Below are 14,078 nucleotides of genomic sequence, written 5' to 3'. Positions count from 1 at the left end.
GCGGCTCCAGCCCTTAGAGTAGTAGCGGTCCCACCCCGGAGACCCCCATCCCCGGCCGAGAGGAAGAGACGTCAGGTGACCTCGCTGCTGTTCTATAACAATGCCAAGCGCTTCCTGGTGGGGCCGGCGGTCAACACAATCTTCCGGCCCTGGGTCAAGGGCCTGGACAATCTCCCGGCCGAGGGGGCGGCGATCCTGGCCTGCAACCATCTGTCCTTCTCGGATTCGGTGTTCATCCCGGTGGTCATCCCGCGCCCGGTGCGCTTCCTGGCCAAGAACGACTATTGGAAGGGCCGTGGCATCTCCGGGCGGTGGAACCGGTGGTTCTTCAACGCCACCGGCCAGATCCCGATGGACCGCTCCGGCGGGGCGGCCAGCCAGAATTCTCTGGACAACGGGGTCCAGTCGCTGCTCGACGGTGATCTGTTGGGCATCTACCCGGAGGGCACCCGCTCCCCGGATGGCCGGCTCTACCGCGGCAAGCTGGGGGTGGCCCAGCTGGCCCTGCGCGCCCAGGTCCCGGTGATCCCGATGGCCCTGATCGGCACCGATAAGGTCCAGCCCCTGGACCGCAACATCCCGCGTATCCACCGGGTGGGGCTGATCATCGGCGAGCCTATGCGCTTTGACAGCTTCTACGGCAATGTGGGTGACCGCTTCGCCCAGCGCGCGGTCACCGATCAGATCATGAGCCAGATCATGCGGCTCTCGGGCCAGGAGTATGTAGACGTCTACGCCTCGGTGGTTAAGCAGAAGCTCCAGGCGCAGAAGGAAGCCCAGAAGAGCAAGTAGCGACGGCACGACGCCGCGGGCCCTCCCGGGTGCCGAAACACACAAAGACCCCCACCTAACTAAAACTACTAGTCAGACGGGGGTCATCGGTGCGCGAGGGGGGACTTGAACTGACCTCGACCCCCTCGCTCCGTGAATCCGTGAGGAGCGTTCTGCCGCATGAAATCAACGATCTATGACGTCTCGCCTGTGGATAACTCCACCGCGGTACCCCGACCGACAGGTTGCTTAGCACTTTCGTTAGCACTTTTCGCGGTGTGTGCGACGCTAGGCTCCTGGCCTCTTTGCTTGCGGTCGGGGATCCGAATCGGGGACCCTCTGACGGGGTTCACTCCTCGTGAGTGGCACCGTCGTGGTCGCGGCGTGGGGATTCGCGGAGCATGAGGAGTGCTCCGGCGATCGCGGCCGTGACGATGACGATGTCGGCGATGTTCCCGATGAACCAGTTGCCGTAGGCGAGGAAGTCCACGACGTGACCGCGGGCAAACCCGGGCGTACGGAAGAGCCGGTCGAAGGCATGGGACGCGGCGGCACCCCCGAGCGCACCGATCACGATCGCCCACGCGGGTCGCTGGACACGGAACGCGAACACGATCGCCGCGACCGTTGCGGCGACGGCCACAACCGCGAACACCCAGGTGAAGCCCTCGCCGAAAGAGAAGGCCGCGCCGGGGTTGTATGCCAGTTGCAACCCGAGCAGGTCGCCGACCAGCGGGATGCGCTCGCCTCGGGTGAGGGCGGCTTCGGCCCACACCTTGGTGCCCTGGTCGATGGCGATGACGAGCCCGCCGAGCAGGAAGGTCCCGGCGCCGAGTCGCCACCGCCGCGGGCGAGGAGATGACTGAGCCGTGGACTCCTGGCCGGTGGTCGGGTCCGGGGTCATGCGAGGACCTCGAAGAGGCGGACGATGACGCCGGACTCGATCAGGATGAACAGACCCAGGCCGATGAACACCGCCGGGACGAGCCAGTGCTCGACGCGTTCCAGGGTTTCGGTGACGGCCTTGTTGGTGCCGATCAGTCGTCCGGCAGCGCACCAAACCGCGACGAGGACGAGGAACACGATGATCATGACCGCGACGTCGCCAGGCGAGCTGGTGCGGAAGATCGGCGTGTAGAGGGAGATGTTGTCGGCCCCGTTGGCGATCGTGATCCCGGCCACGCCCCACAGCCCGACCGCGGTGATCTTGGCGTCATCGTCGTCATCGTCGCCGTTGCGTCGCAGGCCGCGCACGAGCGTCCAGATGCCGATGCCGAGCGGGACCAAGCCGAGGAAGCCCACCCATTCGTCCGGCACGATCGTCAGGCCGAGTGCGGCGATCACGCTGATCACGACGAGGGTGATGAACCCGAGGTACTGCCCGGCGACGATCTGCCACGGTCGCGGCTTCCCGCGCCGGGAGGCGAGGAACAGCACGGTGAGCACGACGATGTCGTCGATGTTGGTCGCCGCGAACAGGCCGATCGCTGCGCCGATGGTCGCGAGCATCAGGTGGCCGGTGACGGCGTCGCCGCGGCAACGGCGGGCCTCTTGGCTCGGGCGGCGCGTAGCCCGTTGAGGATCACGATGACCTCCGCGATCTCGTGGACCAGGACCACGACGGCGAGCCCGAGGACTCCGAACAGGGAGAGCGGGAGCAGCGCGATGATGATCAGCAGTGACAGGATGATGTTCTGGTTCATGATGCGCCGTCCGCGGCGCGCGTGGTCGAACGCGCGCGGGATGAGGCGGAGATCGTGTCCGGTGAACGCGACGTCGGCGGACTCGATCGCCGCGTCGGAGCCGGTCGCTCCCATCGCGATGCCGATGTCCGCGGCTGCGAGGGCTGGGGCGTCGTTGATGCCGTCACCGATCATCGCGACCGATCCCGCCTTCGACAGCTCGCCGATCGCGGTCGCCTTGTCTTCGGGGCGCAGCTCCGCACGCACGTCGTCGATCCCGGCTTGCGCGGCGAGAGCGCGCGCGGTGCGGGCGTTGTCGCCGGTGAGCATGGTCACGCCGATGCCCTGGTCAGCGAGGATGCGCACGACCTCGGGGACTTCGGGACGCAACTCGTCACGGACACCGATCGCGGCAACAGGTGCCCCGTCGCGGTGCACGATCACGACGGTCATACCCTGCTCCTCCAGGCCCTCGACCCGGCCTGCAAGTCCGCCGGCATCGAGCCAACGAGGACTGCCGACCGTGATCCGCACCCCGCCTGCGGTGCCCTCGATGCCGTGCCCGGCCAGTTCGGTCACATCTGTAGCCGCGGGAGCCTTCGGTGCGGCGGCGGTAATCGCTGCGGCAAGGGGGTGCGTGCTGTGCTGCTCCAGCGCTGCCGCCCAAGCCAGCGCCTGTGCGTCGCCCACGCCGTCAGCGGTGAGGACCGCGGTGACGGCGGGCTCATTGCGGGTGAGGGTGCCGGTCTTGTCGACGGCAATGTGCCGGATCGTGCCGAAGCGCTCGAAGACCGCGCCGGACTTGATGATCACGCCGAACTTGCTGCCCGCGCCGATCGCGGAGACGACCGTCAACGGCACCGAGATCGCCAGCGCACACGGCGAGGCGGCGACCAGGACGACGAGCGCGCGGGTGATCCACATCTCCGGGTCGCCTAACAGCGAGCCGATGATCGCGACCAGCGCGGCGAGGATCAGCACGCCCGGAACAAGGGGACGGGCGATCCGGTCGGCGATGCGGGCACGGTCGCCCTTCTCGGCCTGGGCCTGCTCGACCAGCCCCACGATCGTGGTCAGCGAGTTGTCGGTGCCCGCCGCGGTCGTCTCGACCTCCAAGGCGCCAGCGACGTTGATCGCGCCGGCGGAGACCTCATCGCCGGGTGCGACCTCGACCGGGATCGACTCGCCGGTGATCGCCGAGGTGTCCAGGCTCGACTGGCCCGCCCGGACGACGCCGTCGGTCGCGATCCTCTCCCCGGGACGCACCAGCATGACCTGCCCGACCGTGAGGTCCTTCGCGGCGACCTCGACCGAGACCCTGTCACGCAGCACCGTCGCGGTCTCCGGCACAAGCTTCAGCAGCGCCCGCAGGCCCCCGCGGGCCCGGTCCATCGCCTTGTCCTCCAGCGCCTCGGCGATGGAGTACAGGAACGCCAGCGCCGCCGCTTCCTCGACGTAGCCGAGGATGACCGCCCCGAGCGCGCTGATCGTCATCAGCAGCCCGATCCCGAGCTTGCCCTTCGTGAATAGATTCCGGATCGCGCCGGGCGTGAACGTCGACGCCCCCAGCAGCAGGCCGATCCAGAACAGCACCAGGGCCGGGGTGTCCGCTCCCGCCCACTCGGTAATCAGGCCGGCGAGAAACGCGACACCGGAGAACACCGGCATCAAGATCCCGCGGTCCCTCCACCACGGACGCGCTACCTCCTCAGCCTCGCCGACGGATGTTGTGGTCGGCTCGTCGCAGCCGCACGCCGCGCTCATGCGTCCGCCTCCGCTGCGCAGCAGCCCGGTACCGTGCACGCCGCGTCCACGCACGGCGCCTGCTCGTCCACGGCCAGCGTCACATCCACCAGCGCCACGAGCGCCGCCGCCAGATGCGGGTCGGCGATCTCGTAACGAGTCTGCCGCCCCTCGGGCTCGGCAACCACAATGCCGCAATCGCGCAGACACGTCAGGTGGTTCGAGACATTCGAACGGGTTAGCTCCAATTCACGGGACAGCACCGCGGGGTAGCTCGGAGCATCGAGCAGGGACATCAGGATCCGGGAACGCGTCGGGTCGGCCATGGCCCGGCCCAGCCGGTTCATGACATCGAGGCGTGAAGCAATAGTCAGCATGCACTGAACTATACAGTGGATGCTGACCTGGCGCCAAATCACAGATTCGAGCGCCGGCCTGAGGGCTACGGCATCATTTCGGTGCGGAACCTGGTCACGGCCGATCCCGCACAGGTCCGGTTGCAGTTCCACGTGGATGTCTCGCCCGGTGTTCAGCTGATGCCCGAGTAGGCGTGCAGGCCTTTGAAGAAGAGGTTGACGATGGTGAAGTTGAAGAGCACCGCAGCGAACCCGGTCAGCGACAGCCAGGCGGACTTCGTGCCGCGCCAGCCGCGCGTGGCACGGGCGTGGATGTAGCCGGCGTACAGCACCCAGATCACGAACGTCCAGACCTCTTTGACGTCGAAGCCCCAGTAGCGGCCCCATGACTCGTTCGCCCAGATCGCCCCGGCGATGAGGGTGAATGTCCAGAAGATGAATCCGAGGATCGCGAAGCGGTAGGCGAGCGTCTCGAGCGCGTCGGAGTTCGGGAGCGTGCGGAGATAGCCGCGCCCTTGCTCGACCGACCCTTCCCCCTGCGCTTGCAGGCGTTCGCGCCGTGCCCGCAGCAGTTGCATGGTGGAGAGCCCTGCTGCGATGGCGAACAGCGCGGTCGCGAGCGATGCGACGAAGACATGGATGATGAGCCAGATGCTCTTGAGTGGATCCATCAGCGGCGTCACCTCGACGTAGAAGGACATCGCCGACCCACCGAGGAAGAACACGACCATGCCCGCGATGAACACCCCGAGGAACCGCAGATCGAACCAACGCACGGCCGCCAGGTAAACGGCGATGATGAGCAGGGTGCCGATTAGCGCGAACTCGTACATGTTCGCCCACGGCACCCGCTCGGCCGCCACGCCGCGCGTGATCGTCGCGGCGAGGTGGAGGACGAAGCCGAGCCCGGTGAACGCGATGGCGAGGCGCGCCCAGTATCGGCGAGACCGCTCCGAGGCCGGCACTCGCAGACTCGGCTCGGCCGGTTCGGGGGCGGGCGGCGCGGGGGCGGCGCCCGTCGCAGCTCCCACGAGCACCGTCCCGCGCTGCTTTGCGGGGGCGAGGGATGCGCGCTGCGAGAGGTCGTAGGCGAAGGCGACGAACGCGAGCACATAGAGTGTGATCGCCGACCAGACGGCGATCACGGAGAACTCGTCGAGTGCAGTTTGCAGTTCGAGATCCACGGCTATCCCTCGCTTTCCGCGATCGCCGCGTCGAGTGCGTCGGTGATGTCGGTGACCGACTGGGGTTGGAGCAATTCGCCGTTGAGGAAGAAAGTGGGGGTGCCCTGCACGCCGAGCGAGAGGCCGGTGTTGTGATCTTCCTCGACCCGCTGCTGAGTCGCGGGGTCGGCGACGGCCTGGTCGTAGGCCTGCATATCGAGCCCGAGCTCTTCGGCGTAGCCGCGAATCTTGTCGGCCTGGGAGTCCTGCTGCTCCGCCCACTCGGGCTGGGACTCGAAGAGTTTGCGGTACATCTCCTCGAACTTCCCCTGCTGGCCCGCAGCCTCGGCCGCCAGCGCCGCGTTCATCGAGTTCGCGTGGTTGGTGTTGAAGTAGCGAGCGACGTAGGTGATCCTGCCGTCGTACTGCTTGCGGATCTCCTCGATCACCGGGTAGACGGCCCCGCACGCTTCGCATTCGAAGTCGAGGAACTCGACGAGCACCGGCTCCCCCTCGCCGGCATCGTCGAGGACGTGCGAGTTCTCCTGCACCAACGGCACCGTGGCCTTCCCCTCGCTGCCTGGCGATCCTTCGGGCACCGCGCGCTCGGGCCGGTTCAGCAGCGTGACGAGGATGATGATCAGGAAGACCAGCAGGAGCGTGGGGATCGTGATCAGCGCGGCCTTCATCGAGGTGCTGATTTTCTTCTTGGGTTTCTGGACGATGTGCTGGGTCAAGGGGTTCCCTTCTTGAAAAGCGGTGATGGCAACTGCTCGGCGACAGCCGAGAGGTGGGCCTCACTGAACTGTGTGACGGCGCGTTCGAGGCCGGGATCCTCGCCGCGGGCAAGGCCCGCGTATTCGATCCTGACCTTGCGGTCGCCGATGACGGGGTTGATGAGGGTGGCTTTCACCCAGAGCCGGCGGCGCGGGATAAGGAGTCCGGTGATGAGCCCCGCTGTTGCGAGGATCGAGAAGATGAGCACCCAGGTAGCACCGGTATCGCGCTGGATCTGCAGCGAGACGAACCGTTTCACCGGCTCGTCGGCCCCCTCGGTCGCGGTGAGATCCTCGAAGGTGACGGTCCCCATCCCATCCGGGAGATCGGCGGTATCGCCGGGGGTGAGCTCGATCGAGTCGACACCGGTATCCCCGCCGGTGATCTGAGTCATGGATTCGGTGTCGAGCTGATAGACGGAGCGCGGGGTGCCGTCGTCGATGCCGAGATCGCCAGTGAAGACGTTGAAGGTGAGCCGCGGGTTGATGAGGTCCGGGAACACTGAATAGGACGCCCCGGTTTCCAGCGTGCTCTGAGTCGGGTAGAGGAATCCGATGAGCCCGACCTGCTCGGGCAGACCGTCGGGGACTTTCACCACGCCGAGCGACGTCATGGCGGAGTCCTGTGGGAGGAACGGCTGGGGCTCCTGGTAGACAATATCCCCTTGCGCGTTGCGAATCGTGATCATCGGTGCGTAGCCGTTGCCGAGCAGGTAGATCCGGTCGCCGTCCACGGTGATGGGAGCGTTGACGCGCACCGTCTCAGCCCGCGTCTCCTCGCTGCCGGGCTCTCGGATGGTGAGATGCGCGGCGAAATTCCCCGCCTGCCCCGCCCCCGGCCTGCCAGGTTCGACGTACTCGACATCGAACCCGTCCAGGGTCATCGCGTAGGGAGTGAGCGAGTCCCTGTCGAAGAAGCGGCCCGGAGCGAAGGAGGAGTAGGCGCTCTCAGCGTTCACGAACGTGGTGCCGGCGACGATGACACGGTCGCCGGTGTAGTTGAGTCCGCTGCTGAACAGCACAGTTACGAGCACGCCGACCAGTGCCGAGTGGAAGACGAGATTGCCCGTCTCGCGCAAGTGTCCGCGTTCAGCGGACACCGACCAGGTCGTCGCGTCGTCATACCGAGCGGTGCGGTATCCGCGACGACGCAGCTCGGCGGCCGCGATCGTGATCGCCTGCTCGATGTCGGCGTCCGGAGTGCGTCCTTCGACGAGCTGCAGCTCGTGGGAGGAATGTGCGGCCATCCGCTGCAGGCGTGCCGGGGTCTTCGGTGCCGGGGAGCGCAACGCTTTCGCGTGGTGTTTGATCCTCGGGATGATGCATCCGATGAGGGAGACGAACAGCAGCAGGTAGATGGCGGAGAACCAGGCTGAACCATAGACGTCGAACAGCTGGAAGTTGTCGAGCACGGGAGCGAGCTCGGGATTGTCATCGTAGTACTGGACAACACCATTCGGGTCTGCCTGTCGTTGCGGGAAAAGCGATCCGGGGATTGCGGCGACGGCCATGAGCAGCAGCAGGAGTGCGGTGCGCATGTTGGTGAGCTGCCGCCAGGCCCAGCGCAGCCAGCCGCGCCAGCCGAGGCCGCTCTCAGGGACGCTCCCCTCGACGGAGTCGACGTGGTCGCTCGGACGCGCCGGCAGGGTGTCTCGTTCAGAGCGGGAGCTGGACATTCGCCATCACCCCCTGCAGGGAAGACATGAGCCGCGTCCAGAGTCCGGTCACCATGAGCAGTCCGAGCAGTACCAGCATGATGCCGCCTGCGATGTTGATGCCCCGGATGTGACGGCGCAGAAACGTCATTGACCGGGTCGCCCAGCCCAGACCGAATGCGAGGAGGACGAACGGGATGCCGAGGCCGAGCGAATACGAAACGCCGAGGAGGGCGGCTCGGATGGGATCGCCGAGATTCCAGGAGATAGAGAGGATGGCGGCGAGGGTCGGCCCGATGCAGGGCGTCCAGCCGATGCCAAGTGCGAAGCCGAGCAGGGGCGCTCCCGCCAGCCCGAGGCGGGCATGGAAGCGCGGGCGGATGGTGCGCTGCACCCGGCGGAATACGCCGACGAATGCGAGTCCCATGAAGATGACAACGGCACCGAGGATGCGGGTGGCGAGGTCGGCGTAGGAGACGAAGACATGCCCGAAGGCCCCGCCGAGCACGGTGGCGGAGACGAACACGACAGAGAACCCGGCGATGAACAGCAGCACGCCCAGCAGCAGGCGGCGGCGCTGCGCGGCCGTGTCCTCGGCCGCCGCCCCAGTGCTCCCGTCCGGGGCGACAGCGGCGCTGAGATAGCCGAAGTAGCCCGGGACTAGTGGAAGGACACAGGGGGAGGCGAAGGACACGAACCCGGCGAGTAGGGCGAGGAGGACGCCTACCCAGAGCGCTCCATCGAAGATGAGATCGCTGGGGTTCATGTCGTCTCCTCGAGGGCGTCGGAGACGAGCACGTCGAGGATGGATGCGGATTCGAGCTGGCCGATGATGCGGGCAGTCACCCGCCCCTCCCGGTCGAGCACGAGGGTGGTCGGCGTCGCCTGGATCGGGGTGACCCCGGCGAAGGCCTGTTTGACGCGGCCATCGGTCACATCGATCACGCTAGGGTAGGTGATGCCGTTGTCCTCGGCAAATGCGACCGCGGTCGCCGGCTGGTCGTAGATGTTCACGCCCAGGAAGGCGACACCGTCATCCTGATACTTCTGCCAGATCTCCTCGAGCATCGGGGCTTCGACGATGCAGGGCCCGCAGGCGGCATACCAGAAGTTCACGACGTACACCTGACCGGCGTAGTCGTCGCTGGCGACCGGGTCGCCGTACTCGGTGGTGCCGGTAAAGCTCACCGGCGCCCCGCGCTCGTCCACGGGGATCTCGACGATCCGCCCGTCGGCGCTTTCAGTTCGTTCGTTGTCCTGCTGATACCGTTCGGAGAGCGGCGTGGCGGCGGTGCATCCGATCAGCCCGAGACTGATCGCGGTGGTCGCCACGAGTGCGGTTTTCAGCAGGATCGTCCGTTTCGACGTCCTCAAGTTTTGGGTACTCCTCGTTCCTCAACGCGTGGTCGCGGGCAGCGGCGGACATGCCGACCCGTGCCTGCCCGACAGGGCAGCGTGAGGTGCGATTAGATTCGCAGGAGGTTCAGTTCGAGCAGCCCGACGCGACGCCGTCCGTGGCGATCGAACGCCGAGGAGAAATTGATAGGGCCGGGCAGCGGTCGCTGGCGCTGGAAACGCACCAGGCGGAAACGCAAGGCGAAGGACAGCAGCGTCGCCAAAGCGAGCCCGCACAGGAGACCGAGGATGCAGGTGACGACCCCGATCACCATAGAATCGTTCCCGACCGCTTCCGCCGAGGTATCGACCACATGTTCGCCGCTTACGACTACTGGGCTTGCAATCGCGCTCGTCGCGGGCTCGGAGAGCCCGAGGTCATCCGCGTGGCTCGCGCACCAGAAGCCCTCATCGTCAAACGTCGCCGTGTCATGCGAGCAGATCGGAGGGCTTGGAACACAAACCTATTGTAGCGAGAGCGCTCTGGACGAGTATGTGAGCGGGCTGAGCGATGCATCTGCCAGCGCATCACAGCCGAGACTGCACCGAAGCAGAGGTTGAGGGAGCGTCGTGTGCTGGTCACCCCAGGCGAACTTGCCCTACGGCACCGAGCATCAACGCCAGGACCATAGTCGCCGACGTCGCAAAGGGCATGTCGGCGAAAGGCACCGGGCAGTGTCATAGCGTCGTAGCAACAGTGCTGGTCGGGCGAGGGGTTGCATATGGTGCGCAGGATGCTGACGGTGACGGACCGGGCGGAGATCTCTACAGGGCTCAAGGCGGGGTGGACGGTGCGCAGGATCGCCGGGCACCTCGACCGCTGCCCGTCGGTGATCTCGCGCGAGATCCGGCGTAACTCGACCAAGACGCGCGGGTACAAGATGGTCACCGCGGACTGCCGGGCTCAGCGGCGCCGGTCGCGTCCCCAGACCCCGAAGATCGAGGCCGACCCGGTGCTGCGCTTCCGGGTGCTGGCCGATCTGAAGCACTCGCGTACCCCGCGTCAGGTCGCCGGCCGCTTGCACCTGGAGGCCCGGGACGAGACCGTGGCACTGATGAAGGGATCCGTGCCGGCACAGGGCAAGACGGTCAGCCACGAGGCGATCTACCGGTTCATCTACGCCCTGCCCAAGGGCGAGCTCGCCGCGCACGGGGTCAGGCTGCGCTCCAAGCGCACCAGGCGGCGCGCACCCAAGGCGCTGGGCCAGCGCGGGGCGCCGATCGTGGGGATGGTCAGCATCGATGAGCGCGCGGACCTCGGCGAGCGGCGCGTGCCTGGGCACTGGGAAGGGGATCTGGTGATCGGAGCCCACGGCCGCTCCGCTGCCGCGACCCTGGTTGAGCGCACCACGAGGTTCACCACGATCCTGGCGCTGCCGGCGGGCAAGGACAGCGAGCACCTCGCCGATGCCCTGATCGATAACGCCGACGAACTGCCCGTCATGATGCGCAAGTCACTGACCTGGGACCAGGGCTCTGAGATGGCCAAGCACGCCGCCTTGACGCTGGCGACGAAGATGCCGGTGTACTTCGCCCACCCGCACTCCCCGTGGGAGCGCGGAACCAACGAGAACACCAACGGCCTGATCCGTGAGTACCTGCCCAAGGGCACCGCGATCCCAGCCCACCAGCCCTACCTGACCACGATCGCTGAAGAGCTCAACGAACGCCCCCGCGCAGTCCTGGGCTACCTCACCCCACGCGAAGCCTTCGAACGACTCCTGACCGACACTGTTGCTACGACGGCTTGACACCGCCCCGCACCATCGTCGATAAGGCCAGCGCGACTCTCTGGAGAACTCATCGCCAAGTATCGACCCCCGACCCCGGAATTAAGCACATCAACTTCGTCCGCTACAACCCCGCCGCGAACACCGACGTATCCACGACGTCCTGATGCGGAGCTACCAATATGTCTGAGATCTCACACTGTTCTTCTGAATGAACGTATGCTACCGTGGTAGATACCCTAGATGCCGTAGTAGAAACATTGGGTGGTGTCCTCATGCATGGCGGCGTGATCTTGTTCCGGGGCACCGGAGCCGACGCGCTGCGCTATGTCGAGGCCGACCGCAGCCGCGCCGATGACTACTACCTCAGCGACGCAGCGGGCATCGCGTACGCCGTGCTCGACGCAAGCGGAGCGGCGGTGACGGTTCGGCCGCTGTCGAACGAGGAGTACGCCGGATGGGTGGACTGGATTCACCCGGATACGGGTGAGCGGATGGGCAAACCGCGTGTTGCCGGGCAGGACCGGCTGGGGTCGCCCAGGTTCGCGGAGATGACGATCAATGGACCGAAGTCGCTGTCGATCGCCGCGGCGTTGCACCCCGAGGTGTCGGCGGCGTTGGATCGTGCGCAGCAGGATGCGCTGGCGGAGATTCGGCGGTGGTTGGCGCTGCATTCGGTGACGCGGGTCGGCCCGCGCGGCAAGCAGGAGGTGGTTCCGGTCGAGCATATGCAGGTTGTCGGCATCACGCACCGCACCTCTCGGGCCGGTGACCCGCACCGGCACATCCACATGCAGATCGGCACGAGGGTGTGGGCTGCTGGGAAGTGGCGGGCGCTCGATACCGCCGCGGTCTTCCGACAGCAAGGCGCGATCCGCTCCCTCGGCACCGCGGTGATCGCTGCGCATCCTGAGCTGGCGGAGGTGCTGGATCGGCATGGTCTCACCCTCGATCCCGTCACCGGTGAAGTGGTCGAACTGGAGCCGTATAACCATCTGATGAGTAAGCGGGGCGAGCAGGTGCGCCGGAACCTGGAACGGCTCGAAGCCGAATGGGAGGCCGCGCATCCCGGCGAGACGATGGGGCCGGTCGTGTTCTCTCGTCTCATGGCGCAGGCGTGGGCGCATGAGCGGCCTGCGAAGAAGCCCACGACCCTGCGTGAAGAAGAGGCCTGGCTCACCGAACTCCGAGAGGCCGGATACGACCCCGCGACCCTGCGACGGGCCACGCCCCGCGAGCCGGTTGCGCTGGATGAGTTGTCGGTGCAGCAGATCGCATCGCGCGCACTTGACCGTTGCGCTGCTGGCGCATCGGCGTGGACGCGGCACACCGTGCAGGAGCATGCCACGCAGATCATCACCGAGGCCGGGGTGCGCGCCACCGGTAAAGAGTTGCGCGACCTCATCACCGCCGCGACGCGGCTGGCGCTGGAAGACTGCTTCTCCGTGCTCGCCCCTGGCGCTGCAACCCCCGAGCATGTGGCGCACCTCACCTCCGTGCGCGTCGTGCAGGCCGAAGCCGAGCTGCGCGACCTGATCGCCGCACGAGTGCCGAAGCACGAGCCGCAGCACCCCGACGTGCGCGAGGCGGCACGGGCGTGCGGCCTCGATGCGGGGCAGCAGCAAGCCGCTGCCGCCGTCGCATCTCCCGATCCACTCGTGATCGTGGAGGGCGCAGCAGGCGCAGGCAAGACCACGATGCTGGGTGTCGCAATCGAAGTCGCGGCGCATCACGGCAGGCCGTCGCGGGTGGTGGCGCCGACGTTGCGCGCCGCGCAGGTCGCGCATGAAGAACTCGGCGTACCGACCGCGAGCGTGGCGGCGCTCGTGCACGCGCACGGATGGCGCTGGAATGATGACGGCGTATGGACGCGCCTCGCCCCCGGCGATACCGACCCCGAGACCGGCCGCGCCTATCGCGGACCCTTCCAGGATGCTCGGCTCGCACGCGGTGAGCGGGTGATCGTGGACGAGGCCGGAATGCTCGACCAAGACACCGCAATCGCCCTGCTCACGGTGTGCGCCGAAGCCGGGGCGACGGTCGCGCTGGTCGGGGATCGGGCGCAGCTCGCCGCCGTCGGGCGCGGCGGGGTGCTCGATATGGCCGCGCAGCTCCGGAGCCGCACGTTCGACATGGCCGAGGTGCACCGCTTCACCGACCCCGCCTACGCCGATCTCACGTTGCAGATGCGCGACGGGAAGAACCCCGGCGAGGTGTTCGACCAGCTCGCAGCACTGGGGTTTGTGCGCCTCCATGCGAGCAGTGACGAGGCCAGGGAGCAGATCGCCCGGTACCGGCACGGCGGCGAAGCGGTCACCGTCAGCACGAACGACGAGGCACGTACCGTGAATTCGAGTATCCGTGACGAACGAGTCGCGTGTGGTGAGGTCGACGACACGGCGACCGTGGAGGGCAGCGACGGCCTCCCTATCGGCGCGGGTGACCTCATCCAAACCCGCAAGAACAACACCAGCATTGGCGTCGCGAACCGGCAGCAGTGGATCGTGCAGCACGTCGCAGACGACGGATCGCTGAGCGTGCGCGAGGTGGGGAACGGGCGGAAGCGGCAGCGCACCGTCCGCCTCCCTGCCGACTATGTGGCGGAGCACGCCCAGCTGTCCTATGCGGCAACCTCTTACGGCGTGCAGGGCACGACCGTCACCGGGTCGCACACGCTCCTCACCGACCAGGCCAGCGCTGCGAGCGTGTACGTCGGCATGACGCGCGGCCGCGAAACGAATCTGCTTCACGTCGCCGCGGGAAGCGAAGCGGACGCGCGGGCGCAATTCGTGGCGGCGATGGAGCGC

At 66.9% G+C, this 14,078-nt stretch carries 13 protein-coding genes; 3 read left to right on the top strand and 10 right to left on the bottom strand.

Going from position 1 to position 14,078, the window contains the following annotated elements; genetic code table 11:
* Positions 1-75 precede the first annotated feature (75 nt).
* Entirely contained in the window at positions 76-792 is a 717-nt protein-coding gene (locus GNZ21_RS03485) for a lysophospholipid acyltransferase family protein (protein ID WP_308805454.1), read from the top strand.
* A gap of 328 nt (positions 793-1,120) precedes the next feature.
* Here the strand turns inward: GNZ21_RS03485 and GNZ21_RS03480 are convergent, their stop codons facing one another.
* The 10 genes from GNZ21_RS03480 to GNZ21_RS15655 all read right to left on the bottom strand — a co-directional run bounded on the left by GNZ21_RS03480 (position 1,121) and on the right by GNZ21_RS15655 (position 9,816).
* A complete protein-coding gene (locus GNZ21_RS03480; RefSeq protein ID WP_126038345.1) occupies positions 1,121-1,675 on the bottom strand; it encodes a signal peptidase II in 555 nt (184 codons plus the stop codon).
* A complete protein-coding gene (locus GNZ21_RS03475; RefSeq protein ID WP_157321371.1) occupies positions 1,672-2,280 on the bottom strand; it encodes a cadmium resistance transporter in 609 nt (202 codons plus the stop codon). Before GNZ21_RS03475 ends, GNZ21_RS03480 begins: the two co-directional genes overlap by 4 nt.
* Positions 2,280-4,217, bottom strand: coding sequence for a heavy metal translocating P-type ATPase (locus tag GNZ21_RS03470; RefSeq protein ID WP_157321369.1), 1,938 nt, complete (start codon positions 4,215-4,217; stop codon positions 2,280-2,282). The genes GNZ21_RS03475 and GNZ21_RS03470 overlap by 1 nt, the downstream gene beginning before the upstream one ends.
* A complete protein-coding gene (gene cmtR, locus GNZ21_RS03465; protein ID WP_157321368.1) occupies positions 4,214-4,573 on the bottom strand; it encodes a Cd(II)/Pb(II)-sensing metalloregulatory transcriptional regulator CmtR in 360 nt (119 codons plus the stop codon). The genes GNZ21_RS03470 and cmtR overlap by 4 nt, the downstream gene beginning before the upstream one ends.
* 152 nt (positions 4,574-4,725) lie before the next feature.
* The gene (ccsB, locus tag GNZ21_RS03460) at positions 4,726-5,736 is read right to left on the bottom strand and encodes a c-type cytochrome biogenesis protein CcsB (protein ID WP_188503530.1); all 1,011 of its coding nucleotides are present in this window, start codon (positions 5,734-5,736) and stop codon (positions 4,726-4,728) included.
* Between the two features lie 2 nt (positions 5,737-5,738).
* Positions 5,739-6,452, bottom strand: a complete 714-nt coding sequence (locus GNZ21_RS03455; RefSeq protein ID WP_444980155.1) for a DsbA family protein — start codon at positions 6,450-6,452, stop codon at positions 5,739-5,741.
* Positions 6,449-8,167 carry a cytochrome c biogenesis protein ResB gene (gene resB / locus GNZ21_RS03450; protein ID WP_157321366.1) on the bottom strand — a complete coding sequence of 573 codons (1,719 nt, stop codon included), beginning with the start codon at positions 8,165-8,167 and terminating at the stop codon, positions 6,449-6,451. The genes GNZ21_RS03455 and resB overlap by 4 nt, the downstream gene beginning before the upstream one ends.
* Positions 8,148-8,912, bottom strand: coding sequence for a cytochrome c biogenesis CcdA family protein (locus GNZ21_RS03445; protein WP_157321364.1), 765 nt, complete (start codon positions 8,910-8,912; stop codon positions 8,148-8,150). Before GNZ21_RS03445 ends, resB begins: the two co-directional genes overlap by 20 nt.
* A complete protein-coding gene (locus GNZ21_RS03440) occupies positions 8,909-9,520 on the bottom strand; it encodes a TlpA disulfide reductase family protein (RefSeq protein ID WP_229659421.1) in 612 nt (203 codons plus the stop codon). Before GNZ21_RS03440 ends, GNZ21_RS03445 begins: the two co-directional genes overlap by 4 nt.
* A 92-nt stretch (positions 9,521-9,612) precedes the next feature.
* Positions 9,613-9,816 (bottom strand): hypothetical protein, encoded by a 204-nt coding sequence (locus tag GNZ21_RS15655; protein ID WP_198345960.1) that lies wholly within the window; start codon positions 9,814-9,816, stop codon positions 9,613-9,615.
* Between the two features lie 447 nt (positions 9,817-10,263).
* On the opposite strand from GNZ21_RS15655, the gene GNZ21_RS03430 reads away from it, so the two are divergent.
* Entirely contained in the window at positions 10,264-11,292 is a 1,029-nt protein-coding gene (locus GNZ21_RS03430; RefSeq protein WP_157321361.1) for an IS30 family transposase, read from the top strand.
* A 254-nt stretch (positions 11,293-11,546) separates the two neighbouring features.
* Positions 11,547-14,078, top strand: a 2,532-nt coding sequence (gene mobF / locus GNZ21_RS03425) for a MobF family relaxase (RefSeq protein ID WP_157321359.1), incomplete at its 3' end; no start/stop codon positions are given.

This window comes from Nesterenkonia alkaliphila, from assembly GCF_009758175.1.
In the GTDB taxonomy this organism is placed as follows: Bacteria; Actinomycetota; Actinomycetes; order Actinomycetales; family Micrococcaceae; genus Nesterenkonia; species Nesterenkonia alkaliphila.
This window is presented reverse-complemented; position numbering and strand designations above follow the sequence as displayed.

What these genes read in the sequence shown, in the direction of transcription:
- GNZ21_RS03480 (WP_126038345.1), bottom strand. Translation starts at nt 1,675, where the DNA reads ATGACCCCGGACCCGACCACCGGCCAGGAGTCCACGGCTCAGTCATCT.
- GNZ21_RS03475 (WP_157321371.1), bottom strand. Translation starts at nt 2,280, where the DNA reads ATGCTCGCGACCATCGGCGCAGCGATCGGCCTGTTCGCGGCGACCAAC.
- GNZ21_RS03470 (WP_157321369.1), bottom strand. Translation starts at nt 4,217, where the DNA reads ATGAGCGCGGCGTGCGGCTGCGACGAGCCGACCACAACATCCGTCGGC.
- cmtR (WP_157321368.1), bottom strand. Translation starts at nt 4,573, where the DNA reads ATGCTGACTATTGCTTCACGCCTCGATGTCATGAACCGGCTGGGCCGG.
- resB (WP_157321366.1), bottom strand. Translation starts at nt 8,167, where the DNA reads ATGTCCAGCTCCCGCTCTGAACGAGACACCCTGCCGGCGCGTCCGAGC.
- GNZ21_RS03445 (WP_157321364.1), bottom strand. Translation starts at nt 8,912, where the DNA reads ATGAACCCCAGCGATCTCATCTTCGATGGAGCGCTCTGGGTAGGCGTC.
- GNZ21_RS15655 (WP_198345960.1), bottom strand. Translation starts at nt 9,816, where the DNA reads ATGGTGATCGGGGTCGTCACCTGCATCCTCGGTCTCCTGTGCGGGCTC.
- GNZ21_RS03430 (WP_157321361.1), top strand. Translation starts at nt 10,264, where the DNA reads ATGGTGCGCAGGATGCTGACGGTGACGGACCGGGCGGAGATCTCTACA.